The sequence below is a fragment of the Photobacterium rosenbergii genome, assembly GCF_033022775.1.
Taxonomy (GTDB): domain Bacteria; phylum Pseudomonadota; class Gammaproteobacteria; order Enterobacterales; family Vibrionaceae; genus Photobacterium; species Photobacterium rosenbergii_A.
On sequence record NZ_JAWJZI010000004.1, the window covers coordinates 32,812 to 59,148 of the forward strand.

Consider the following 26,337-nt stretch of genomic DNA (forward strand, 5'->3'; position numbering starts at 1 on the left):
GTTAAACATGCAAGGAAACAAGAAAAGGACCTCATTAGCTTTTGCGATTGCAGGCTTGATTTACTCGGGTAATAGCCTAGCAGACCAACAGGTTGAGCCGCCACGCGATAACCTGAAAAGCCAACCGAACGTCATTGTAATTTATACCGATGACCAAGGCTGGGGTGATGTCGGTTATCACGGTTTCGATGATATCCATACCCCAAATATTGATGCGCTAGCAGCCGGAGGAGTCCATTTCCCCCAAGCTTATGTCAGCGCCTCGGTGTGTGGCCCATCGCGGGCTGGGTTGTTGACTGGTGTCTACCAGCAACGTTTTGGAGTTTACGGCAACTTTGCTCAAAACAATGTGCCAAGAAGCCAGCCTCTGATGATGGAGATGATGCAGGATCTGGGTTACACCACCGGCGTCATTGGCAAATGGCATATGGGTGAACCCACCGGCAGGCCGAATGAACGCGGGGCTGACTTTTTTTATGGCTTCCATGGCGGTTCGCACAACTACATGTTTTCAGATTCAGAGGAAGGGGGCAAGCCGTGGCTGTCCCCTCTTTACCGTAACACTGAAACAGAGCCGCCGATCCAAGAAAGTAATGGCTATCTGACCGAGTTATTTACCGACGAAGCCGTAGCCTTTATTGAAAACAATGCTGACAAACCTTTCTTCCTTCATGTTGCCCATTTTGCCGTTCACCACCCATGGCAAGTGCCTGACGGGTATATCGAGCGATTGGATCACCTTGATGTTCATCATGAAGAGCGGCGTTTCTTTGCTGCACAAACATTAGTATTGGATGATGGCATCGGTGCCATTATGGATACACTGAAATCCCACCAGCTTGATAAAGACACGCTAGTCTTTTTCATGAGTGATAACGGCACACCTTCCGGACAAGGTTTTGAACAACCTCGCAAGAAAAAGCGAGGGGAAACAACCATGTCTAGCCCTGGGCCATTTAATGGTTTTAAAGGGGATACGTATGAAGGAGGAATTAGAGTGCCATTTATTATTCATTACCCCGCTCAAATAAAACCGGGAATGAAATATGAGCCTATGGTTAGCTCGTTAGATATATTCCCGACCATTGCCGCCCGTTTTGGTATTAATGAAATAGAAGCAACCACTGACGCTGACGCTATCCCTTTCGATGGCGTTGATCTTTTCCCTTATTTATTGGGGGAAAAAGACGGTGAACCGCATCAAACTCTATACTGGCGCAGGGATAATGACTATGCCATCCGAGATGGCCAGTGGAAGCTTGCCGTCAATGATGACAATGGTCCACGTACTATCCGCTTGTTTGATATGGAAAACGATCCGGGTGAATGGCATGACCTAGCTAACGATAAACCCAATATGGCTCAAGCGTTGAAAGATAAATTTGATGCTTGGGAAGCGACTCTGCCTATAAATAAACTCAGTGAAAAACCAACCAATCGAAATATGGGCTTTAACGATGGCAAAAGAATAAACGTGAAAGAGTTTAATCAGCAAATGAAATAATTAAGCAATATCCTGCCGCTTAATAGATTTCTAACAATATTAAATACCTAATAACCACCCGATAAGGTTTGTGGGAGCCTGCTCATGCCTTCAAGTTCGCGCGCAACGCTGTTTCTCCGCGCTTCTGTAATTACGTTGCTCCTCAACGGTTGTGTCCAAACACCGCAGGAGCACACCGATATTGCGCCCGTTGTTGCACCATCATTCAGTATTTCCGGTGATGCACAAGCCGATGAATTCTGGTGGCGTGAATTTAACGATCCGCAACTCAATCAATTAGTCAGTACTGCCCTGAAGTCAAACTTCAGCCTGCAATCAAGTATCGCCCGTGTACAACGAGCAGCAGCTACAGCTGATGTGCGAGACGCAGGTCGATATCCTACTGTCACTGGTGTGGCTGGTAGCAATGTTCGCCGCGAACGTGACGCAATCGGCGGCGAAATTACGCAAGAAACGACAGAAAATCTCAGGCTCAACGCGAGCTGGGAGCTTGACCTCTGGGGCAAGAACCAAGCCAGAGCTTCTGCGGCCTATTTCAGCTACCTCGCCAGCGAAGAGCAAATGCAGGCAGCCGCCCAAACCCTTGCCGGAGATATCGCTAGACGCTGGTATCAGTTGATTGAACAGCACCAGTCCTTAGCCATACTCGAAAAGCAAATTAGCAACACCAAGATTATTGCCGAGATCACTGGTCACCGCTATCGAACCGGCCAAGGCAGTATTAGTGCCTTGTGGCGTCAGGAACAGCTGCTGGAAAACTTAGAAGCGCAAGAGAAACAAGCCCGTAAAAGCCTGCTGATTCTAGAAAGGCAAATTAATGTCCTGCTTGGGCGCTCGCCAACAACAGCCGTTGACTGGGCCTATTCGACTTTCCCTACTTTGCCTGCATTGCCGGAAACAGGCTTACCGGCAACTTTATTGGATAGAAGACCCGATGTCAGAGCACTCTGGTACCAATATGAATCCAGCCAACAGGATGTCTCGGCTGCAGCCGCGGCTCGACTGCCAAATATCTCCATCAATAGTTCAGCAGCCAGCAGTGACTGGTCAAATGCCTTTGATATCTGGCGCTTGGATTTGGGTGCACAGTTAAACGTTCCGATTTTTAACGCAGGAAAACTCGAAGCGGAGCAAAAAGTCGCCGAAGCTTCGTCTGATTTGGCCTTCTACAACTACACCCAGGGTGTACTCAGTGCGATAGAGGAAGTGGAAATCAATGTCCTCTCTGAGCTAAGCCAGCAAGAGCAACTCGACTCATTACGCCGCCAAACCCGTCAGGCCGAGAATATTCTCGAGGTCGAATCTATTCGCTACAGCCGGGGTATGCAGGGCTATCTTGATGTCCTCAATGCCCAGGAAAAGCTTTTCACGCTACAAAAACAATCCCTTAATGCCCAGCGGCAACTGTTCCTGCGCCGCATTGCCACCTATCAGTCTCTAGGCGGACAACTTATATCTCTATCAGCAGACGGTGCAGTTGAGCTGCAACCAAGAATGGAATCCTGAGCATGACCAGCCCCATCCAACAATCTAATTCCCGAAAATATCTGGCAACAGCGCTCAAACTGTTACTTCCCTGCCTGATCCTGGCCGGCGGAATCTACGCCAGCCACCAGTTTATGCAAGGTAAACCTCACCGCCCAGCCCGCCCTGGCCAACCACCTAGCCGCACCGTTGATGTGGAAACCATCATGCTTAGCCGTGATATCCCGCAAATAGTGGTACAAGGCGCGGTCGAGCCCAAGCGAACAATCAGTTTACGCTCGCAGCTCCGCGGTCTGGTTACCACTATGGCAGAAGATCTGGTACCTGGCGGTTATGTCAAAGCCGGAGAAACCCTGCTTAATATTGACCTTCGCGACCACGCCCTGGCCGTCAAGGAAGCACAAGCCACTTTGGATCGCCACCAGGCCCTTTATCAGGTCGAATATGGCCGCCGACGTGCCGCCGAGCTGGAATACGCGCTTTCAGGACAATCATTGGCAGCAGACGACCTTGATTTGGTATTACGTGGTCCGCAGCTGGCACAAATCGAAGCCGATATCGCCCGTAGTCAAGCCGCCTTACAGCGTGCAGAGTTGAATTATGAACGCACTCGCATCACCGTACCGTTTGATGCACAAATTGTCTCGTTAGATGTTGCAAAAGGTAGTTTGCTACGAGATAACTCATCGATTGCTGAACTTGTCGCCACCGATACGTTTTGGCTACGAGTCAGTGTTCCCGCCCACCAGCTGCAATGGATCACCGTTCCCGACAATGGCCGTGCAACCGACTCAAAAGGAAAATGTTTAGGCTCTGCTGTCACCATCCGCAATCCTCATGAGTGGGGACCGAGAGCTAACCGACAAGGTTGCGTGGTCAGTTTGCTGCCAACTCTCGACAACAAGGTCAAACTGGCCCACCTACTGATTGAGATCCAAGATCCTCTGGCGAGGCAGCCCCAAAATAGTGGTAAACCTAAGGTTCTGCTTAATGCCTTTTTACAAGCAGAGATTGATACCAACCCGTTTGAAAATGTCGCGCGTATTCCACGTCGCCACCTGCAGCAGGAAAAATTCGTTTGGCTAATGGCCGAAGACGGCACCCTTGTTGCCCAGCCAGTCTCAGTAACCTTCCGTGCCCAAGACTATGTATTGATTGATAACGGCCTAAATGATGGCGATCAGTTGATCACCACCCCGCTTCCCGGTGCCGTGGAGGGGATCCATCTGGAAGTTCGGCAAGTCCCTCTCGAGTTTGATCTTTCAACAGCAGATAGCCCATCGACTGACCCTCAGGTTAGCCAACAAGGAGAGCCAAGCTGATGAAAAACCGTCGCGGTGCTATCGCCTGGATGGCAGGTAATGGAGTGACCCCTAACCTGCTGATGCTGTTCTTTATTATTGGCGGCCTGTTAATGGCGTGGCAAATTAAGAAAGAGGTCTACCCGAACTATCAGCACAACTCCATTCGGATCTGGGTACATTACCCAGGCTCCACCCCAGCAGAGATGGAACAAGGGGTGACCCTGCCGATCGAAAATGCCATCAATGGTATCGAAGGGATCAAGGAGATCCACGGTTGGGCAAACTCCGCAGGGAGCAACCTCACCGCTGAACTGATGAATGGCGTGGATGCCGAACGAGTACTGCGCGAGGTCGAGAGTGCCGTGAATCGGGCCCCCTTGCCCGCCGGGGCCGAAAAGCCGCGAATATTTCGCAACGAAACCCGCGATCAATCTTTTGAACTGGTGCTCTATGGTGATGCTGACCTCATTGCCTTGAAAGAGACCAGTACCGAGATTCGCAATATCCTATTGAGCTCACCAGGGATAACCCAAGTAGAAATCGGCGGTTTTTCCAAATACGAGGTGCAAGTCCAAGTCGATAGCCTGACCCTGCAGCAGTATGGCTTGGGACTCGACGATATTGCCAACAGTATCAGTCGTCACGCCATCAATCAGTCGGGTGGACGGCTGGAAACCGCTGGCGGTGACATCTTGCTGCAAATTGATGAAAGTCGAGGCTGGGCAGAGGACTTTAGCGATATCGTCGTTATGCAAACCCCGAGCGGCAGCAAGCGATACTTGGAAGATATCGCCACCATTCGAGATGGCTTTGCCAACCGCCATAACCGTAACTTTTACAATGGCTACCCTTCTGCCAGCATCCGGATCTACCGTATTGCCGATCAAACACCCGTCTCTATTTCAGAGTCGGTATACGCTTTGATGCCAGAGCTCGAAGCGAGCTTGCAGCCCGGTATTTCACTGGAAGTCGTCGATGATGATGCGGTGATTTACCAGCAACGCATGTCATTGCTACTTAAAAATGCCTTTAGTGGCTTGTTGTTAGTACTACTGGTTCTGGCGTTGTTCCTCGATGTGAGGCTAGCCTTCTGGGTTACCGTGGGTATCCCGACGGCGTTCCTAGGCGCGGTACTATTCCTGCCGAGCATGGATGTATCGATCAACATGATTTCCATGTTCGCCTTTATTATTGCGCTTGGCATCGTGGTGGATGACGCTATCATCGCCGGGGAGAACATTCATGAAAAGATGAGCCAGGGAATGCGCTTTACCGACGCCGCCATTGAGGGGGCAAAGGATATCGCCACACCACTCACCTTTAGTATCCTGACCAATATCGTCGCCTTTATCCCAATCTGGTTTTTGCCCGGAACACTGGGCCTGACCTTTAAAGTCGTCCCAATTGTGGTCGCTGCGGTATTCATCATCTCGTGGGTCGAGGCGCTGTTTATTCTCCCTGCCCACGTCGCCCATATTGACTATCGTCAGCCTCCTCGCTGGACAAGACCATTTAATGCCGTTCAAAGCAAAGTCGACGCCGGACTGCAATGGTTTATACGGCTTATCTACAAGCCTGCCTTGAAGCACTTACTCGCTGGCCGCTACATTGTAGTCGCAACAGGGTTTGCCATGCTGATCAGCTCAATTGCCTATATTTCGGGCGGCCACATGGGCTTTACCACCATGCCTAGGGTCGAAGCCGAATTTTCTGTCGCCCGCGCCTTTATGCCTGTCGGTAGTTCTGCTGAAGAAGCAGAAATGGTCAAAGAGCAACTTGAAAGCGCAGCTAAAGAGGTCGTTGCGACTAATGGAGGCAAAGCGCTGGCAAAAGGGATCTCAAGCCGGATCTGGAGCCGGGATGGCGAATATGTCGTCATGACACGGATCTTTTTGCAGCCAGGCGAAGACCGCGCACTGAGCACTCGTCAGGTCTCAGCCCAATGGCGAGAGCTAACCGGTGAAGTGCCCGCAGCGAATGCAGTGCGTTTCTCAGCGACGGGCAATGGCCCCGGCGCGGATGTCGCCGGGGTAACCTTGGAGCTCACCCACCGCAATACCCATGCACTACGTGCGGCCAGTGAAGAATTAACCGAGATCCTCGGCAACTATGCCGGTATCGTTGATATCGAAAACAGCTTCATGTCAGGTAGTCAGCAGATCCGCCTAGCCCTTCGTCCAGAAGGGAAAAGCATGGGACTGACAGAGCAAAGCTTGATCCGCCAGATCCGCCATGCGTTCAGCGGTGTGCGAGCAATTCGCCAGCAACGAGGCAGCGATGAGGTCGACGTCAAAGTGCAGCTCCCTGATTGGCAGCGAGCCAGTGTTTATCATCTTGAACAACTGCCGATCAAAGTTGGCGACCAGTTCATTCCGTTATCACAAATCGCAGACGTGTACCGTGAATACTCGGCCTCAGCGATCCACCGCCGCGATGGACAGCGCCGGATCAGCGTCAGTGCCGATATTACACCTTCATCAGAGGCCATGAACCTCACCCAAACGCTGCGCCGTGAGGTACTGCCGATCCTTGAAGAAAAATACCCGGGTTTAGACATTGGCTTCCGCGGTGATCAAGCTGAACAAAAAGAGAGTCTGGAGAGCCTAGCCATTAATGGGGCTCTGGTTATGCTGGCGCTGTACTGCCTGCTGGCTATCCCGTTCAAGAGCTATACCCAGCCACTTATCATCATGACCATTATCCCGTTTGGTTTGATTGGTGCAGTGCTCGGCCACGTTCTGCTCGGCTATGTGATGAGTATAGTGAGCCTACTCGGCATTCTGGCGCTCAGTGGTGTAGTGATAAACGACAGCCTGATTCTGGTAACGGAAGTTAACCGCAACCGCGACGCTGGCAAACCACCGGTAGAAGCCATTATCAACGGCAGTGCACGACGCTTCAGGCCAATCATGCTGACCACTTTGACCACCTTCGGCGGACTTGCACCGATGATCTTGGAAACCTCCAACCAGGCCCAGCTGATGATCCCAATGGCGATTTCGCTGGGATTCGGCATTCTGTTCGCCACCCTCATTACCTTGGTACTGCTGCCCTGCCTATACCATGCGCTTGAAGATATTAAGGCCTTTTTCCAATTAGGCACCGAGCCACAAAAAACAACACTGCACACTGAACATGATACTCACTCGATAGAGGATATTTCCCATGCAGCCTAAGCAAAGCCAGATCTCGACCTTATCGTCGCGGTCACCAGCAGCTATGCGTAAATTAGCACTCGCTCTATTCATCAGCACCCTGTCAGCACAGGGGGTTGCTGATACGTTCGAAACTGACAGCACACAACAAAGGCAATGGCTAGCCGGTGAGCACCACGCCCATACTCACTGGAGTGTGAAGTGGGATAAATCCACCTCGCCGTGGTCTCCAATCAAAGGCGGGGATAGCGAACATAGCTATCTTGATAATGCCCAAGCCGCCCAGAAATATGGCCTGAGCTGGTTAGTCAACACTGACCACGGTGGCCCGGAGCACTCAAAATTACTCGACAACAAAGCCTATCCAGAATTATTGGCCGCCCGCGAGTCCGTACCGGCTGTCCACCAGTTCTTCGGTATCGAACTTGACGTGCCTGCCGGAGAACATGCCACGGTCATGATGCCTATCAATAGCGATGAGCGCGAAGTCCTGGTCAACTTCCAACGCGATTACTCTATTCGCGAGTACCGCAATAAAACCCGTAATCGTAACAATGTCGAGCACATGCAAAAGGGTATTGCTTATCTCGCCAGCCAAGCTGAAAAGCCGATCATCATCAAGAACCACCCTAGTCGTCAGGCAACCGGCCTCAACGAATGGGCAAGAGTGACACCTGAAAAACTCATGACCTGGCACCAGACCGATCCTGAGGTGTTTATCGGCATGGTCGGCACTCCTGGGCATCAGGCGGCCAGAGGTGCCCGAGGTAGTTATTTCAAATATGGCACCTTTAGGGGCGCTGACCAAATGACAGCTGTTGTAGGAGGGGTTTGGGATCATATCCTTGGCAACGGCATGCGTTTTTGGATCACCTCCTCGGCAGATTCACATACGCATACCAGTGTTGGTGGCCGAGATTTCTGGCCCGGTGAGTACAACAAAACCTATGTCTATGCCCGAAATGAGCCCGCTGACATAATGGATGGGCTCCGTCACGGTAGAAGCTTTATTGTCTTCGGCGATCTGATCAGCGGTCTTAATGCCGAACTGACTGACGGAAATACCAATCAACAATCAAACAATAGCGCTTCTCTTGGTGAGACTCTGGTGGTAAGCAGTGACAAAGACAAACTATCACTGAAGCTAGAGCTCAAACTGAGCGAAGGCAAGAATGCCAACGGTGATATGCCGGTATTAAACCGTATCGATGTGATTACCGGCGCCGTTGATCCTGCCATCGCCAATGAGCCCAACGCCAATAGCACCACTCAAGTCATCCAGCGAATTGACCAGTCTCAATGGCAGGTCAAAGACAACACCATAGCCTTGACTATCGATATCCCGCGGGAACATCAGAATGGTTATCTACGCCTGCGGGGTACCAGTACCGACATCTTGGAGCCAACAAGGCAGCAAGGTAACCAATCCCCTTGGCAAGACTTGTGGTTCTACTCCAACCCTATTTTCTGGCACCAACAATAAATTAAAGAGTACCCTCCATGAAAACATTTACCAAAACAGCATTGAGCCTAGCCTTACTGCCCGGTCTGTCGCTGGCAGGTCAGCCTAATGCAGAGCAATTACCAGCAGAGCCCGCACAGACCGATACTAACTTCATTGTGGTATTAGTCGACGACCTCGGCTATGACGAATCAGGCTTCATGGGCGCGGATGACATGTTCACGCCCAATCTAGATAAAATTGCTGCAGGCGGCACCCACTTTACCCAAGGCTACGTCACCTCATCGGTATGTGGCCCATCTCGCGCTGGGCTGATTTCAGGTCGCTATCAAGACCGCCTCGGGATCTGGGGCAACTTTTCTCGCAATGCCAAAATCGGTTTCCCTACCAACCAGCCTATGATGCAAGACCACTTCAAGGCAGCAGGTTACAAGACGGCAGCCATCGGCAAGTGGCATTACGGCCACTTCAAAGACGAGCACAAACCGTGGAATCGTAACTTGGATTATTTCTACGGTTTCCTCGGCGGTGGCCACGACTATTTCAATGCCAATATGCATTACAACGGTAAGAACAACCGTTCACCGATTTATCGCAACGGTCAAATGGTTGAATACCCGAATGGCACCTACCTAACCGATGAGTTCAGCCGCGAAGCCGTCGAGTTTATCGAACGCAACCATGACAAGCCGTTCTTCCTGCACTTGGCCTACAACGCCGTGCACGCCCCCTACCAAGCACCAGAGCATTATCTAAAGCGTGTTGATGAGCTAATGGACGGTGAATTTGCCACCTGGCACCGCCGCGTGATCGCTGCCATGCTGCTGGCCATGGATGATGGCCTTGGCGATATCATGGCAACGCTTGAAGAAAAAGGGATCGCCGATAACACCGCCATCGTGTTCTTGTCCGATAACGGTTATCAAACCATCGTGCGCCGCAAGGAGCCCGTTAACCTCGCGGGTAACCCAGCCGATCTCAGGGGCTTTAAAGGCGACACCTTTGAGGGCGGTATCCGGGTACCGTTTGTGATTAATTGGCCTGGCGTCGTCCCTGCCGGAAAGCAATATACCAAGCCGGTTATTTCCTTGGATATTCTGCCAACGTTGACGCGGAATATTCCTTTGGTTGACAACACGCCTGCGCTCGACGGCGTCGATCTGGTGCCATACCTAAATGGCGAGAAAGAAGGCAGGCCACATGAGACGATGTTCTTCCGCTTCTTCCACGATATTGCCTACCGCAAAGGCGATTGGGTACTGACTTGGAATGACCAACACAAAGTAGCCGGAGAAAAGCGCAATAACCGCGAGCTGGTCAAAGAAGAGGTCAAAGCCATGCTGTTCAACCTCAATGTCGATGTTGCCCAGCGCCGCGACCTAAGGCATGAAGAACCGGAAAAATTCCAGGAGCTATTCAATGAATACCTGGAGCTTCTCAAAGAGTTCCCCGAGCCCGAATACCCAGCGCTGTTTGACACTCCATATACCGTGGAGTTTACCCAGGATCTGTAAGTCGCAGTTTCAATCACCAATAAAAGCCACTTTACGGCTTGATCGGTTGGGACGCTCTCGTGATGCCAATCACCCTGCAATGAGCGTCCCTTCTCAGGAGTAACAATGAAAAATACCATGAACCCCGTGCGGATGGTCGCTGCTGCAGTTGCTTTGGCAATCGCCTCAGGCCTAGCCAATGCGGGGGAGCCACAAAGCTACACACCAACCCCAGACTCCCTGGTGAATTACGAAGTTCCAGAGTGGTACCAAGACGCCAAATTCGGTGTCTGGGCGCATTGGGGCGTCTATTCTGTACCGGAATACCGTGGTTGGCATGCCGCCGAGTGGTATCCGCGCCATATGTACAGCCGAAAGGACAATGAAAATAATTTCTTTAAATATCATTCCGAGCGCTACGGTGATCCCGCTGAGTTTGGATACAAGGATCTGATCCCGCATTTCACGGCTGAAAAATTCAATCCCGATGAATGGATGGATCTCGCGGTGGAGGCTGGCGCCAAATTCTATACCGTCGTATCCATCCACCATGATGGCTTCGCCATGTTTGACAGCAAACATACTCGTTGGAACGCCGTTGATATGGGGCCGAAACGTGACATTACAGGCGAGCTACTAAGTGCAGCCCGTGAACGAGGGCTTAAAACCGGCATCTCCAACCACTTTGCCTTCAACCTTGATTACTACAAAATGAATCACCAAGAAGGCGGTGACGTCACACCAGAAACATATGACTTGTATGGTCACGGAAAGGGCGTTGACGAGTGGTATTTAAAACGCTGGTGGGATATCACCACCGAATTGGTCGATACCTATCAACCCGATCTGTACTACTTCGATTGGGGATGGAACAAATGGCCCGAGTTCGAGCAACCGCGGAAGGATTTCCTCGCCTATTTTTACAATAAGTCCATCGAATTTGGCAAGGGAAGCTTCGGCCAACCCGGGGTGGTCATGACCTATAAAAATAGGCACAAATTACCGCTTGGGAGTGCGGTCGTTGATATGGAGCGAGGTCGCTTCAACAGCATTCAGCCAATGACCTGGCAAGCCGACACCTCGGTTAGCATGCATTCTTGGGGGTTTGCTGACAATGACCAGTACTGGCCAACCAATGAACTCGTCGACATGTTAGTCGATATTGTCAGTAAAAACGGGGTCGTGATGCTTAACTTCGGGCCTCGTGCCGACGGCAGCATTTCTGAAGAGTACGTTTCTCGCCTGCGTGAAATGGGAGGCTGGCTGAAACAAAACGGCGAAGCCATCTATAATACTCGACCTTTCCACCTATATGGTGAAGGGCCAACCATTGCCACGGCTGAGAACCAAAGAGAACTAAATCACAAAGGCTATAACTATACCGCCGAGGACATCCGGTTTACCCGCAGTAAAGACTGGAAAACGGTCTACGCCATTGCACTAGACTGGCCGGGGGACAGCCAAATTCTCACCATCACCTCATTGAAAAAAGGCGCGTTTGACCTCAGCGAGTTGACGTCGATCACCATGCCTGGCGTCGAGGGAGAGCTATCCTACGAGCAAACGGAGCGTGGCCTTGAGGTGACGATGCCTAACCACAAGCCCACAGAGCACGCGCACCCAATAGCGTTACACTTCGCACAGTCGGTGGAACAGGCTCAAGTAAAATAAAAGCTCCGAACTGGATTTAGATAGCAATAATAAAAGCGTTACTGGTTAACAGTAACGCTTTTTACTTATTCCCCGTTTAGCATGAAAACATGAAGCCTTGGGGCAAGTTCGGCCTAATCTTATAACTTGATTCCCAGCGTGACAGCAAACTGCTCCATATCAACACTGATACCTTGATCTTTCAGCTCGAAAAAATCCTGGCGCAGATCAATATAGAAGTTTTTGTAAGTGGCTCGAGCCCCTAGCCCCCAATACAAGCCGGAGTCATCGTAAAAATTCTCTTCATAAGAGTAAAAACCCCCAGAAATAAAAGGCTTGATCGACGCTTCATCAAATTCAAACGTATAGCCAAGGTCACCACCTAATTTGAGGGTGTCTCCCTTTAAAATACCGTCTTTGTTCTGCTCGTAGGAAACATGCATACCAGCAATTTGGTTGAAATCATAACCATATTCCAACTTGATTCCATTGCCATAGCCAAAGCTAACACCTAATGCTTCAAAGTCCGTAGTGCTATAACCTACCCCCAAACGATGCTGTAATTCAGCGGCATGCAATTGACCAGAAAGAGCTATTAAAGCTGTCAAAGCAGCAAAACTTAATTTGTTCATGAAATTTATCTATCTTTTAATTTTAAAACCAACGTGTTCTATAAAAACCACGTACTACTTACAACGACCGGATTGCGAAGAAATATAATCAATACCCAACCTAACTCTCTCTTTATTCCCCCTGCTTTTTAAAATTACATTACTGGAATATAGAAAAAGTGGCTTTTACCTTAAATACTCACCGTTCGTTTTTTGCAAACGGTGAGTATTTCAATTAATGAAGGTGGTCAATATATTATTTCAGCTACTCAACTTTTATCGTCTCAGTCAGCAAAATATTATCCGACGCGTTACCTACCCGGATTTCGTATTTGTCACCGAGCATCCAACCTTTGGTTTTCTCGTCCCAGTAAGCCAGATCGTTGACATCGATGCTGAGGTTAACTTGCTTGCTTTCGCCTGCTTCAAGCGAGACACGCTCGAACGCTTTCAGGCGTTGCTTTGGCTTCTCGCTGCGTTCAAACATATCCGTAATGTAGACTTGGACCACCTCATCACCTGCCTTTTTACCGGTGTTTTCTACCGTGACGGTGACATCAATGTGGCCGTCTTTGGCTACCTTGCCGCTCTTGAGCTTCAGATCTGACATGGCAAACTCGGTATAGCTCAGGCCATGGCCGAAAGCCCATAGCGGCTCTTTGTCAAAGTACAGGTAAGTACGTCCTTGGCTGATGTCGTAATCATTAAAGGCAGGTAAGTCACTCCACGACTTCACAAAGGTAAGCGGAAGCTTACCGCCTGGGTTGTTGTCACCAAACAAAGTATTAGCGATAGCTGCACCACCTTGTTCGCCTGGATACCAGCTTTGCAAAATCGCCGGAATATTCTCTTTCAGCCAAGGGCTCTCTATCGACGAACCTGATTGAAGCACAACCACGGTATTAGGGTTTGCCTCAACGACACCTTTTAGCATATCGGTTTGCTCGCGCGGCAGGCCTTCTGCTATACGGTCTATCGATTCACGCTCGTAATCTGTCGAAAGGCCCATCACCGCAATGACGGCGTCCGCCTCTTTTGCCGCGGCCAACTCCTGACCAGCATGAGCTGAGTTGACCTGTGGCAGCTGCCAGCCAAACATCAGTTCATGGCCTTTTGCTCTAGGTAAACGCATAGAATAAAGCTCGAGCTCATAAGTCTTCTCGCCATCAAGCTCAATCTCGACCGTTGATGGTAGACGCTTATTGGTATCACCATGGCTACGCAGCACAGTTGAACCGTTTACGTTCAAGGTGACGTTGGCACCGAGGCTCTCAAAGCCTAGGGTATAAAGGCCGCTCTGCGGAGGGACTATCGAAGTGGTATAACGAACGGAGTAACTATTATTGTCCTTGATATCAGAATGAGGTTTAGAACCGGTCCAATTAAAGTCGATATCCCCGACGTTATTGGACGCTATCGGCTGGCCAGTGGCACCGCGATTATTGAAGTAGTCAGCTTGCCAAACGCCCATCCCCTGAGTATCCAGCAGGGTGATGTTATCCATTGGAATCGCACTTAAGATGTTATTACTACCTTGCCAAGGCACATACACCACCTCGACATCGCTGCCTAGGTAGTCCTTAATGCCGTCTAGCGCTGTAACTGGGTTTCTCGGGGTTCCCGAATACGTGCCGAAGTTGAGCGTATTGGCGTTAGGGCCAATCACTGCCACTTTTTTCAACGCTGATTTATCCAACGGCAGCAGTGGCGTACCATCAATGTCTTCGTTCTGCAGCAGCACCATACTCTTTTCGGCCAGCTCAAGAGCCAACGGCTTGAAGGTGGTCATGATATCGAACGGCAGATCCTTCCAGGGTGACATATCTTCAGGATCAAACATGCCCAGGCGCAAGCCGACCCGCATGGTATTGCGAAACGCACGGTCAAGCTGTTCTGAGGTTGTTTTGCCTTGTTTTATTGCGGTAATCGCTTCATCTCGGAAAATACGGGTATTATCGAAATCCAGAGTCTCGGCATTCAATACCGCTGCCGCGGAATCGACGTAGGTATCATAGATATCATGCCCACGAAAGCCCCTATCCTTCCAGCCTTTGGTGGTCATCAAAATAGAGCCGTAATCACCCAACACAAAGCCGTCAAAGCCCCACTCGCCGCGCAAGATGTCTTTGATCAGCCAGGTATTGGTTACCGCAGGTTCGCCATTCAAGGCGTTGTAGGCTGTCATGACAATCTGGGCATCGGCCTCTTGAACAACCTGCTTATAGGCGGGGAAATAGTATTCTCGAAGTTGCTTTTCAGAAATATCCGCATTGCCATGAAAACGGTTATGCTCTTCATTGTTAGCGACAAAATGTTTGGCACCCGCAGCCGTCTTGAGGTATTTGGGATGATCCCCCTGAAGACCTTTTACATAGGCACTGGCCATGACCCCGTTGAGTAGCGGATCCTCGCCATATGCTTCCTGGGTACGCCCCCAACGCGGATCGCGGGCGATATTGATCACCGGGGACCAGAACGTCAGCGGACCACGCTTGCCATCTCGAATGACCGGTCCGTTGTGATATTGGGCCCTAGCCTCATCGGATACGGCATCGCCCATCCGCTTCATCGTTTCAGGAGACCAAGTAGCGGCCAGACCAATCGACTGAGGAAAGACCGTCGCAGCATTATTGCGAGGAGCCGCCAGACCATGAAGCGCTTCGCCGGGCATAAATGACTTCAACCCGTAACGCGGTACCCCCTCATTCCACAGGGTGATCATATTGCCTTTTTCTTTATCCGTGAGCCGGGCGCTAATATCATCCAAGCGCTCTTCGATCGACAGAGTGTGATCAAAAAAAGCTATGTACTCCTCGTTATTCTGCTTGGGATTATCAGCACTAACCCCCATGGCTGCAACAGATAGACTGACGCCGATGGCCATCTTTTTCAGTTTCATTCTCGCCTCAATATAAACGTTTCGAATTGATTTTAGATTATCAAAACAGATAGGTTAAAACCAATCACTTCACAAGCTTGATGTCATTTTTGAGAGCTAGATTCACCCTAAAAAGACATAAAAAAACCTCTCTATCACTGGTATCAGAGAGGTATAGGTTACAGTGAAAAGCCTCTTATGACATGAGCCAGCTATTGGTCACCATCTCAGCCGAGGTGAACACCACCGGCTTGAAATAATGTTGCATCAAGCAAAGATATGATGGCTAAACGGTGAAACGATTCACTTCACTGGTGAGAGAGTGGGCCAGTTTGACAATAGATTCAGAGGCCCCTTTGCTTGATTCCGAATCTGCTGCGGTTTTATCGGCCAATGCATTTATTTCAAACACGTTGGTATTTACATCACCGGTTACCACGGCCTGTTGCTCTGCCGCCGAGGCTATCTGGATGTTCTTCTCTGCGATACCAGCAACTGTTTCAGTGATGGCCTGTAATGCTTCGCCTGCCTGCTTAGTTTTGACCGTGCTCTCACGGGCATATTGATCGCCGGATTCCATACGCTCAATGGCATGCTGGCAACCGTTTTGCAGGCGAGCTATCGTATCTTGAATATCTTCCGTGGCGCTCTTGGTACGCTGTGCCAAGGTACGGACTTCATCTGCGACCACCGCAAAACCGCGACCATAGCTACCGGCCCTTGCCGCTTCAATGGCGGCGTTCAAAGCCAATAAATTGGTTTGATCAGAAATCTCACGAATCGTATCTGACACGCTACCGATATCTTGCGAATGCTTGCCAAGCTCGTTGATAGCAACTTTGGCTTGTTCAATTTCATCTGCCAAATCAACAGACTGAGCAATCGCTTCATTCACTACACCCACACCGCTTTGTGCCAGCTCATCTGATTTCTGGGAAGCTTCAGCTGCTGCCACTGCGCTAGCCGCCACATCACTGACCGTTGCTGTCAGCTCTTCGGTAGCGGTGGCAATTTGTTGGATTTGTGCCTGCTGCGATGCAGCATTTGATGCCGTCTGCTCACTGAGCTGAGTATTTTGCTGGGAGGCAGTATTGAGCTGATTAGCCGAATCGCCAATCAAAGAGACAGTTTGTTGGAAACTTGCCGCAATGTTATTAACCGCATCGCCAATAACCGTAAATTCATCCTGGCCCTGAGCCTGAGCTCGGCAAGTTAGATTACCTTCGGCAATATTATTGGCCGTGGCCTGAAGTTCCTTGAGTGCAAACACAATGCGACGGATGGTCAAATAGGCTATGCCGATTAACAGTAATGTGCTCACAATCAGTGCTGTACTCATACTCCAGACAAAGCTCTGCCCGTCGCTGACCGCTTCGGTATAGGCATCCCTAGCACCGGTCGCACTTAGGTCATTCATGGTATGAAGTAACGTTTTTAGTTGCTCGATCTTAGGGTTTACCTCGCTGAGCAGCAGCACATTGGCTTGCTGGAATTCACCTAGTTCCAACAAATCAACAATGACTTCAAAGCCCGAAAAGAACAATTCATCAGTCAGAGAGCTCGCCTGTGTGGCCGCCGCCTCAAGGCTTGCTCCCATATTGAATGTCATCAAATCAAAATACAGCGCCTGAAGATCATCATAACTTTCATAGATCAGATCGGTATGCGCCGAGATGGGATGATCATGATAGCTGCCGCTAAAAGCATTGGGATCATGCTGTATCGCCAACAAGGAGTGTACCCTAGCCTGTTCTACTCGCTGCTGGATATCGCTAATGGTGATGACCTTTGCCAAATCATCCTCAACCAAGGTGGCGGTTTGATTGGACAACTGGCTTAACCCACTTAATCCTTCATACCCAACAAAGGCAATCGAGCAGAAAGCAATGGCGATAGTGACAACAAGCCGGTTGGTGATTTTTCTCGTCCATGTGAATAGTGATGACATAATTATTCTTATTCTCTTCTGTAGGTATTTAATCATCAGGGCTTAGGGCAGTACACGCGGCCTAAGCCCTGATTCGTTGACATACGCAAAGCACGAACAGATGTATTTCGCTCACTCTTACTGGCAAGCAACCTGATAGCTTTCTGGGAAAAGCTCTTCCAGCGTCGGCGCTGGCTCATACTCAAGCGGTAAATTGACCCATTCCTCCCGTGGCGGCACATCGTACTTCGCCTCGAGTTTGCTGATCTCCGCTTTTAGCCGCGCGATCTCTTGCTGGTAGCGCGGAACGTTAATCGCGTTGTTCATCTCGGTCGGATCTTCTTCGATATCGTAAAACTCCCACTCGTCGATATCGTAATAGAAGTGCATCAACTTATAGCGACTATCACGAGTACCGTAATGCCTGGTCACATCGTGCATCGCCGGATATTCATAGAAGTGGTAGTAGAGAGACTGGCGCCAATCCGCAGGTGATTCGCCGTCGAGCAACGGCACCATAGATTCACCTTGGATATCCGCAGGTACATCAAGGCCCGCATACTCAAGGAAGGTTGGTGCGTAGTCGATGTTCTGCACCAAGTGATCCACTACAGTCCCCGGCTTGATCCGGTTCGGGTACTGGATCAGCAAAGGCGCACGGAATGATTCTTCATACATAAAGCGCTTGTCGAACCAACCATGCTCTCCCATGTAGAAGCCTTGATCTGAGGTATAGACCACAATGGTGTTATCTGCGAGGCCGTTCGCTTCAAGATAATCAAGCACCTCACCCACAGACTCATCGACCGACTTGATGGTGGCCAGGTAATCCTGCAAGTAACGCTGGTATTTCCAGATGGCAATTTCCTCTGCCGTCATATTGGCTTCGTAGGCGTTGAACCAATCATTACGCTCTTGGTAGGCTTCATCCCATGCCTGACGTTGCTCCGGTGTTAAACGCGCCAGCAGAAATGGCCAGATATCCTCGCGCCATTCTGTTTCACCCACCCCTTTGGTCATTTTCAAATCATGGCCTTCCTGGGCATCCCGATAGATGGTCATGGTTTGCATGGCAGCTGCCGCTCGGCCTTCATAGGTGTCGAAATAGTTATCCGGCACTGGGAAGATGGTATTCTCAAACGCACGCATGTGTTGCGGGGCCGGCATCCAGTTGCGATGTGGCGCTTTGTGGTGAAGCAGCAGGGCAAAAGGCTGGTCACTTTGCTGTTGCTCTTCCAGCCAACGCAGAGACTTCTGGGTGATCAGCTCAGTAGTGTATCCATGCTCCCGCTTGACGCCTTGGGCGGTAATAAAGTCAGGGTTGTAATACTCCCCCTGATCGTTCAGTACTTCCCAATGATCAAAGTCGATCCCTTCAGGAGTGAGGTTGATATGCCATTTCCCAATACAAGCCGTTGTATAACCATGGGCTTTCAGTAGCCTTGGCCAAGTCGGCTGATAACCATCAAACAACTGTCCGTTGTGGTTGAAACCATTTTTATGGCCAAATTTCCCCGTCAGCATGGCGGCTCTGGAAGGGCCACACAGAGAGTTGGTCACGAAGGATTGGTCAAACCGCGCACCGTTTTGGGCAATACGGTCTATATTAGGCGTCGGAGCAAGATGGGCAATATCGCTGTTGTAAGCACTCAATGCCCGAATCGCATGGTCATCAGACATGATGTAGATAATGTTGGGGCGAGTCGCTGACGGCTCAGCCTGTCGTTCTTTCGTCATGATAGCTGGCTCTTATCTGCGCCCCGCCTAGATCAACGGGGCGCCGTATGTTGCTAAAGTAGTTGTAGAAAAGTGGTTGCTGAAAAATAAGCGTTAGAAGCGAATTAGCTCACCTCTACGGTCGCACCAAGCGTGGCATTGCTGTCACCACCGACATACAGTTCGACCGTTGAAGATTCCAGCGCGAAGGTTTTGTTGATGCCGTAGAAGCGCAGCTTTTCAGCAGGTAGCGATAGCACGACCTCTTTGGTCTCACCCGGCTCCAAGGTTACTCGGCAGAAATCTTTCAGCTCACGAACAGGTCGTGTAGTAGATGCAACTTGCTGACGGATGTAGCACTGAACGACTTCTGTCGCAGTTAGCGTGCCTTTATTATGTAAAGTCACTGTTGCATACAAGGTGTCACCTGCCGTCAGCTCAGCTTGGCTCAAGCGCAGGTTGGAGTATTCAAACTCACCATAGGTCAAGCCAAAACCGAATGGATATAACGGGGTGGCTTTTTGATCTTTGTAAGGCTGGTAGTCTTGGAAATCACGCATTTTGCCAAGTGGCTTGCGGGCATAGTACATCGGGATCTGACCGGTACTGCGCGGCACCGACATCGGCAATCGACCTGACGGGGAGACATCACCGAATAGCAAACGTGCCACGGCATGACCTGCTTCGGTACCGGACTGCCATGCGTACAGAAGCGCATCGGCAAACTGCTCTGTCGCTTCAGACGGTACTGGACGGCCGGTACATTGCACTACAACCAAAGGCTTGCCGACTTCACCGATAGCACGGATCAATTCTTCCTGGCCAGCAGGCAAAGTTAGCTCTGCAACATTGCGAGCTTCACCAGTGCGGCGGTGGCTTTCGCCGGTACACAGGATCACAAGATCGGCACGATGAGCACATTCGACCATTTCATCGGTAAATGCTGCTTCCTCAGTTAACAGTTCAATGGTGCAGTCGAGTTTAGCTGTCCACGCTTTAATGCCTTCATAAATGCTGGTCACATCCTCGGCACGACCGTCCAAACACCAAGAACCTAGATGCTGACGCTTAGAGTGAGCGTGCGGGCCAATCACTGCGATAGTCATCGGCTTAGCCTCAATCGGCAACACATCATGGTTGTTTTTAAGCAGCACCATACTCTGCTCGGCAACAGTTAGCGCCTGTGCAAGGTGCTCTGGGTGACGCATGACACTCTTGTGCTTGTACTCATCGACATAAGGTCGCTCGAACAATCCCGCCTTGAACTTGGTACGCAGTACCCGGCGGGTTGCCTCAACGATATGGGCCATATCAATGGCTTCTTTGTCCAGAAGATCTTGAAGGTGATCTTCATAGGCTTCATTGGTCATCGCCATATCAACACCGGCTTTAAGTGCCTCTGCAGCAGCACCCTCAGCACCTTTGGCGACACCGAAATAGGCAAGATCCGAAATGGATCCCCAGTCACTGATCACCATGCCATCGAATTGCTGCTCTGATTTGAGCCAGCCATTGATCAGCGATTGGCTACCCGACACCGGCGTACCGCCCAGATCATTAAAACCGGACATAACGGTTTCGACACCTGCTTCAACGGCAGCGGCAAACGGTGGCAAGTAAACATTATGTAAAGAGTTTTCGGAAATCTCCGTGGTGTCATAGTCACGGCCGCCCTCTGAAGCACCGTAGCCGACGAAATGCTTGGCACAAGCCACCAAAGAGTCTTCATCTGCCGGCGAATCACCTTGGAAACCTTTTACCACGGCTTTGGCAAATTGGCTGGTTAGATATGGATCTTCACCGCTACTTTCAATAACACGGCCCCAGCGTGGGTCGCGAACGATATCGAGCATTGGCGCAAACGTCCAATGGATCCCGAGCGACGCTGCTTCTTTGGCGATACAGCGGTAGGCATTCTGAACTTGCTCTGGGTTCCATGACGCTGCCTGGGCCAACGGGATCGGCAACACGGTTTGCTGGCCATAAATTACATCGCGGGCAATGATAAGCGGGATGCCAAGACGGCTACCCTCAACGGCTGCGCGCTGGATTTCATTAAGCTGGGCTGGGCTCACCGTTTCACCTGGCGCATTACCGGCCCAAGCTGTATCGGCCAAAATACGCGAGCCCCAATGGCCCTGGCGGATACGCTCAAGGTAAATATCACGGTTGATATTGTATTCAAGCATTGGGGATTGGCACAGCTGGCCAATTTTTTCTGCCACTGTCATTCGTGACAACAAGTCTTCGACTCTTTCTTCAACAGGTAAAGTACTGTTCTTATATGGGAATTCCATACAATACTCCGAAATCTATTTGTGCGAATTCATCTCAGCAGAGATCATTGAAAAAAAGCCGCCCTAACAGGGCGGCAAAAGTGAAAAATGATTTATTCAAAATCAAAGTAAGGGAATGCTTGGGTCAGAAACTCTTCCATCTCTGCAGCCAGCTCGTCATTGCCAGTCTGCCGTGCACGCTGAAGCTGCGAATAGGCGACTTCCGGTACGTATTTGCTATCGAGCTGAACATAGATATCAATGAAGGCTTGAAGATCGTCATCGGCAAATTGCGGAATTAACCGCCCTGGCGCGACCAATGCTTCCTCATAGAAAGCGGGACGGATGCCAAACAGCGCATGCTCCCAGGATTCGATCACTTGCTGGTAACCACCGAGGTATTGCTCGTCGATACGCAGTTCCAGCTTGTTCATTCCTTTAAGCGCAATGACGTAATTTCCCGCGGCTTCTTGCTCTACCGCATAGTCAAAATAACTTTTGGACAAGAAGTACGCCTTGCCCCACGCCGCCCAATAAGCCACGAGAACAACGGAGAGTAGGAGAACGATTTTTTTAAGCTGAGATACATTCATTACTTAACTCCTACCCCAGTGAACGCCTTGATGAAGTTCTTCTGCATGAAGAAGAAAACAAACACAACCGGTACGGCAATCATGGTCGTCATCGCCCATACCTGTTCGAGGTTGCCGGCAGGAATATCTTGCTGGAACTTAAACAGTGCTAGCTGAAGGGTCAGCATAGAGTCGTCACGGATATACAGTAGCGGCCCCATGAAGTCGTTCCATGCCCCCATGAAGGTCAGGATGCCAACCGTCGCCATCGCAGGGCGCATCATTGGCAGGACAACCTTGAAGAAAATACGCATCTCGCTGGCACCATCAATACGTGCCGCCTCAAGGTATGCCTCATCGACCTGAGTCATGAATTGGTATAGCAGGAAGATATTGTAGGCACTGATGGCTCCCGGGATGATAAGCACGCGATAGGTATTCACCCAGCCCCAGTCATACATCATCATGTACACAGGAATGGTGAACAGAATCGCCGGTACCATCATCGAAGACAGAATCAAACGCAGCCATACTTGGCGACCAGGCATCTTGGTTTTGGCAATTGCAAAGGCCACCATGGCAGACAGCAAGCAGTTCAGCACCATCACCGATACCGAGACAAAAATGGTGTTGAAGAAGATGCGCCATAGATTAACGCTGTCAAACACCTCGATATAGCCCTTGGCTGACCATGAGGTCGGCAACGCATTCGGCGAGTGCATGATCTCCGAGCCAGACTTGAACGAGTTGATGATCATAAAGAAGAACGGGTAAAGCACGATCAGGCTGGCAGCTAACAAGCCGATATAAATGAGCAGCTTACCTTTGTTGGAATTATTCATGGTTAGTCCTTACCCTTAGTCAATTTCAACTGAAGCATGGTCAACACGAAAATAACAATCGCAAGCAGAAGACCAATGGTTGATGCTTCACCCATCTTCATCTGTTCGAAACCGGTTTGGTACAAGTGAAGTACAGGCGTGAGGGCCGAATTGTGAGGACCGCCCTGCAAATCAAAGTTCATGAATACTTCGGTAAACATCTGCAAACCGTTAATCACGTTGATGGTCATAACAAAGACAATCTGCGGTTTGATCAGCGGCAAGATAATCTTGGTGATCTTGCGCCACCAGGTCGCCCCATCAATATCTGCTGCTTCAAGCAATGAACGGTTAATACTGGCAATACCGCCAAGGAAGATAATCATCTGAACGCCAAACCACTTCCAGGCACTGAATACCGCGATCACCGGCATTGGTAACCATTTTTCGAATTTCCAGAAGATTGGCGAACTCAGCACATTCCAATCCATCATTAACGACTGAATTGGGCCATTCGGGCCTGCAACAAAGTCAAAAATAATCATTGCAACCGTGATTGATGTCACAACCGGAATAAAAAGAACGGTTCTAAACAGGCTCGACAAAAAAGTAATTTCATTCAGCATCAGGGCTGCGCCCATTGCACACACGAAACTCAATGTGATGAAAATTATCTGATTGAAAAAGACATTAAAAAGAGATTTCCAAAATTTATAATCTGTTGCTGAGTTAACCCAGTTACCTAAACCAACAAAGCGGGTATTTTCAGGATTAAGAATATTTATATCTAAAAAACTATTTTGTAATGACAAGAAGAACGGGTACAGCATAAATATTATGAAATATGCTACCCACGGCAACATAAACAGGTATGGCACCCAGTAACGTTTTATGTTCATGGCTTTATTCCATTTGAAAATTAAAATCTTTTGGTGGCTGCAGCAAGGCCTGCAGCCGAATTCGCAATATCGTTAACCGTTACCGATGCATTATTTTCTTAACATCTTCTGTTGCTGCGCGAACTGCTTCTTCTGCTGTTAGCCTGTTCATAACAACCGATTGCGAATAGTAATTCAGTATGATGCTCGATACTTCCGATACCGCTGCATTGGACTCGTTCATCACCACATGCTGTAGCTGGTCGACAAACGGTTTGATGTCCTCCGTTTGGAAGTATGGGTGCTCTTGCAATGACGCCAGGGTCGGCAAGTTCTGCAGCGCCATATTCGCCTTGAGATTGAAATCATCTTCCATCAGCAGCTCGATAAGCTGCCAGCTGCGCTGTTCAATATGACGAGTATTCTTAAATACCATCAAAGCTCGGCCATCAAGGTTGGAGTAATGCGTATCACCCTTCTCACGAACCGGAATAGGAGCAATGCCGACATCCTCGCCGATCACCATTGGTTTGCCTGCTGCGTCCTGAAGGTTGGCACGCCAGGCAATACCGTACTGCGGCCAAATACCGATGGTACGCGAGAAGAAGTTCTGCTCCATCGTTAGCGGGGCAAACTGCTGAAGCTGCTTCATGGTCTCAAGGAATGGCACCATGCCCGCTTCTTCTTTATCGAATACCGGGTGGGTACCGTAGCGGTTAAGTAGCTGGTACTCACCATCGTTGAAGTTGTAATACATCGGTGACAGCATGTTCCAGTACCAGCCACCGCTTGCTAGCGCGTCGTTCCACAGGGCAACGCCATGAACCCGGCTGCCATTCGAACGTGCTGGCAAGTTATTAATTTTTTCGGCAGCAACCAACAGCTCATCCCAAGTCTGAGGCGGCAACTCAGGATCTAATCCTGCTTCGCGGAATAGGTCCTTGTTATAAATCATCATTTGCGTGGTAGCATGCCACGGGATGTAATACTGGCGACCGAAATGCTTTTCCATAAATTGCGGTTCGATGCGATCTGTCATTTCATCGAAACCATCGAAGTCATCAAGATACATCAAACGACCTAACTTGGCGTACCTCGGAACCATGTAACCAAAAATACCCGCATACACATTCGGGTAATCACCCGCTGCCATGCGAGTTTCAAGGTTGCCGTCGTTAGTAAGAATTAATTCAACATCAGGATAACGCTTTTCATATTCAGGTTTAATGACTTCGTTTACAAATGCCATCTGATCACCCGACGACACCATAAACTCTATTCTTTCTTTGGCACAAACAGAACTTGCCATGGCAACTAAGAGAACTGTAAGCCACTTGTATTTCATTTCGCTATCCTTATAAGGCTATATAAAATCGCCCCAAATCACAAAACATGGCTGTTGCCATGAATATTTCATGGCAACCAATTATTAGATATGTTTTTTGGACCTAAAAGAAAGAATAAATCAAAAAAAAACTACACGGTTTCTCGTTCAACAATTTGAGTCGGTAGAATTGTTACTTGTTCGATTTCTTCTTCACTGTTCATTGCACTAAATAGCACTTCAACAGCTTTAACACCCATTTCATACTTATGATGAGTAACAGTACTTAATGCTGGTGTCGTTCTTTCAGATTCTCTGATATTATCAAAACCAATCAGCTTTAATTGCTCTGGAATTTTAATACCATTTTCATTCGCAGCTCGGATAATACCGAGAGCCATTTCATCGTTTGCAGAAAATATTGCTTTCGGTGCGTCACCCTGGTCAATAATTTCCTTCATTTTTAAATATGCGTCTTCTTCAGTGAAATCAGATTTAATAATTAAGTTGTTATCAAATTTGACATTGTAGAAGCCAAGCGCGGCAATGTAGCCTTCCAAACGTTTCTGATTGTCGTATGAGTCGTCTGGACCACAGAAGTAATGCACTTGTTTACAGCCACTTGAAATAAGCTGCTTGGTTGCACCAAATGCGCCACCAAAGTTATCAATCAAAATGTTGTAGATGTGCTCTGCTTTAACTTCACGGTCTAGCGCGACAATCGGCAAGTCCTTGGAAGCCACAGATTTAAGAAAATCATCATCGAACGCGTTGCTCAGGATAATGGCACCATCAATCATGTGATCTTTCAGGTAGCGGTGTGCCGTTGATTCCGCGCCACCAAACAGGCTACATGCAATCAAGTCATAACCCATCTCATGTACTTTGCGCTCGATACCCTGGACTAACTCACTGTAGATTGGTCCGAACCAAGAGTTAAAGAAGATACCAATGGCACCCACATTCTTTTGTCTTAAGCGCTTAGCATTGCTGTTTGCTGAATAGTTCAGCTTCTTGGCGACTTCAAGTACATGGTTGCGAGTTTTCTCGCTGATACGATCACTGTTGTTAATCGCGTAAGACACTGTCGAAATAGATACTTTCGCTTCTCTAGCGACATCTTTGATTGTAGGCCTCATTAGCTAAACCTTATTCCTCTTACTTAAACCGTAAATAGTTGCAGCCTTGCGTACTAAAAAATAATTTTTTGTATTTATAGCTAGTTCTCAACGTAAATTATAACGGATCATGTAAAACGTTTCTACAAATCGAAAGTGAGTA

General features: G+C 49.3%; 17 protein-coding genes. 7 read left to right on the top strand and 10 right to left on the bottom strand.

From position 1 onward, the window contains the following. The first annotated feature begins 7 nt into the window (after nucleotides 1–7). From R2X38_RS11065 to R2X38_RS11095, 7 genes are all read left to right on the top strand, one after another. Nucleotides 8–1,504 carry a sulfatase gene (locus R2X38_RS11065; RefSeq protein ID WP_317522290.1) on the top strand — a complete coding sequence of 499 codons (1,497 nt, stop codon included), beginning with the start codon at nucleotides 8–10 and terminating at the stop codon, nucleotides 1,502–1,504. 84 nt (nucleotides 1,505–1,588) lie between these two features. Continuing rightward, nucleotides 1,589–3,010 carry an efflux transporter outer membrane subunit gene (locus R2X38_RS11070; protein ID WP_317522291.1) on the top strand — a complete coding sequence of 474 codons (1,422 nt, stop codon included), beginning with the start codon at nucleotides 1,589–1,591 and terminating at the stop codon, nucleotides 3,008–3,010. Between the two features lie 2 nt (nucleotides 3,011–3,012). Beyond that, the gene (locus tag R2X38_RS11075) at nucleotides 3,013–4,311 is read left to right on the top strand and encodes an efflux RND transporter periplasmic adaptor subunit (protein WP_317522292.1); all 1,299 of its coding nucleotides are present in this window, start codon (nucleotides 3,013–3,015) and stop codon (nucleotides 4,309–4,311) included. After that, nucleotides 4,311–7,469 (top strand): efflux RND transporter permease subunit, encoded by a 3,159-nt coding sequence (locus R2X38_RS11080; protein WP_317522293.1) that lies wholly within the window; start codon nucleotides 4,311–4,313, stop codon nucleotides 7,467–7,469. Before R2X38_RS11075 ends, R2X38_RS11080 begins: the two co-directional genes overlap by 1 nt. Next, nucleotides 7,459–8,931, top strand: coding sequence for a hypothetical protein (locus tag R2X38_RS11085; RefSeq protein ID WP_317522294.1), 1,473 nt, complete (start codon nucleotides 7,459–7,461; stop codon nucleotides 8,929–8,931). The genes R2X38_RS11080 and R2X38_RS11085 overlap by 11 nt, the downstream gene beginning before the upstream one ends. 17 nt (nucleotides 8,932–8,948) lie before the next feature. Continuing rightward, nucleotides 8,949–10,424: a sulfatase-like hydrolase/transferase gene (locus R2X38_RS11090; RefSeq protein ID WP_317522295.1), complete on the top strand. Its 1,476-nt coding sequence runs from the start codon at nucleotides 8,949–8,951 to the stop codon at nucleotides 10,422–10,424. Between the two features lie 105 nt (nucleotides 10,425–10,529). Further along, nucleotides 10,530–12,074, top strand: coding sequence for an alpha-L-fucosidase (locus tag R2X38_RS11095; protein ID WP_317522296.1), 1,545 nt, complete (start codon nucleotides 10,530–10,532; stop codon nucleotides 12,072–12,074). A gap of 119 nt (nucleotides 12,075–12,193) precedes the next feature. Here R2X38_RS11095 and R2X38_RS11100 read toward each other — a convergent pair whose 3' ends face one another. The 10 genes from R2X38_RS11100 to R2X38_RS11145 all read right to left on the bottom strand — a co-directional run bounded on the left by R2X38_RS11100 (nucleotide 12,194) and on the right by R2X38_RS11145 (nucleotide 26,195). Continuing rightward, nucleotides 12,194–12,685: an outer membrane beta-barrel protein gene (locus R2X38_RS11100; protein WP_317522297.1), complete on the bottom strand. Its 492-nt coding sequence runs from the start codon at nucleotides 12,683–12,685 to the stop codon at nucleotides 12,194–12,196. A 244-nt stretch (nucleotides 12,686–12,929) separates the two neighbouring features. Next, nucleotides 12,930–15,563, bottom strand: coding sequence for a glycoside hydrolase family 3 C-terminal domain-containing protein (locus tag R2X38_RS11105; protein WP_317522298.1), 2,634 nt, complete (start codon nucleotides 15,561–15,563; stop codon nucleotides 12,930–12,932). Between the two features lie 265 nt (nucleotides 15,564–15,828). Continuing rightward, nucleotides 15,829–17,490 carry a methyl-accepting chemotaxis protein gene (locus tag R2X38_RS11110; protein WP_317522299.1) on the bottom strand — a complete coding sequence of 554 codons (1,662 nt, stop codon included), beginning with the start codon at nucleotides 17,488–17,490 and terminating at the stop codon, nucleotides 15,829–15,831. 117 nt (nucleotides 17,491–17,607) lie between these two features. Beyond that, entirely contained in the window at nucleotides 17,608–19,206 is a 1,599-nt protein-coding gene (locus tag R2X38_RS11115) for a sulfatase (protein WP_317522300.1), read from the bottom strand. A gap of 104 nt (nucleotides 19,207–19,310) precedes the next feature. After that, nucleotides 19,311–21,482, bottom strand: a complete 2,172-nt coding sequence (locus R2X38_RS11120) for a glycoside hydrolase family 3 N-terminal domain-containing protein (RefSeq protein ID WP_317522301.1) — start codon at nucleotides 21,480–21,482, stop codon at nucleotides 19,311–19,313. Between the two features lie 92 nt (nucleotides 21,483–21,574). Further along, nucleotides 21,575–22,054: a hypothetical protein gene (locus R2X38_RS11125; RefSeq protein WP_317522302.1), complete on the bottom strand. Its 480-nt coding sequence runs from the start codon at nucleotides 22,052–22,054 to the stop codon at nucleotides 21,575–21,577. Beyond that, nucleotides 22,054–22,875, bottom strand: coding sequence for a carbohydrate ABC transporter permease (locus tag R2X38_RS11130; RefSeq protein WP_039464854.1), 822 nt, complete (start codon nucleotides 22,873–22,875; stop codon nucleotides 22,054–22,056). The genes R2X38_RS11125 and R2X38_RS11130 overlap by 1 nt, the downstream gene beginning before the upstream one ends. A 2-nt stretch (nucleotides 22,876–22,877) precedes the next feature. Further along, entirely contained in the window at nucleotides 22,878–23,480 is a 603-nt protein-coding gene (locus R2X38_RS11135; protein ID WP_237156886.1) for a carbohydrate ABC transporter permease, read from the bottom strand. A gap of 352 nt (nucleotides 23,481–23,832) precedes the next feature. Beyond that, on the bottom strand, nucleotides 23,833–25,077 hold the full coding sequence (locus tag R2X38_RS11140; RefSeq protein WP_317522303.1) for an extracellular solute-binding protein: 1,245 nt from the start codon (nucleotides 25,075–25,077) through the stop codon (nucleotides 23,833–23,835). Nucleotides 25,078–25,208: 131 nt separating this feature from the next. Continuing rightward, a complete protein-coding gene (locus R2X38_RS11145; RefSeq protein ID WP_317522304.1) occupies nucleotides 25,209–26,195 on the bottom strand; it encodes a LacI family DNA-binding transcriptional regulator in 987 nt (328 codons plus the stop codon). Nucleotides 26,196–26,337 lie beyond the last annotated feature (142 nt).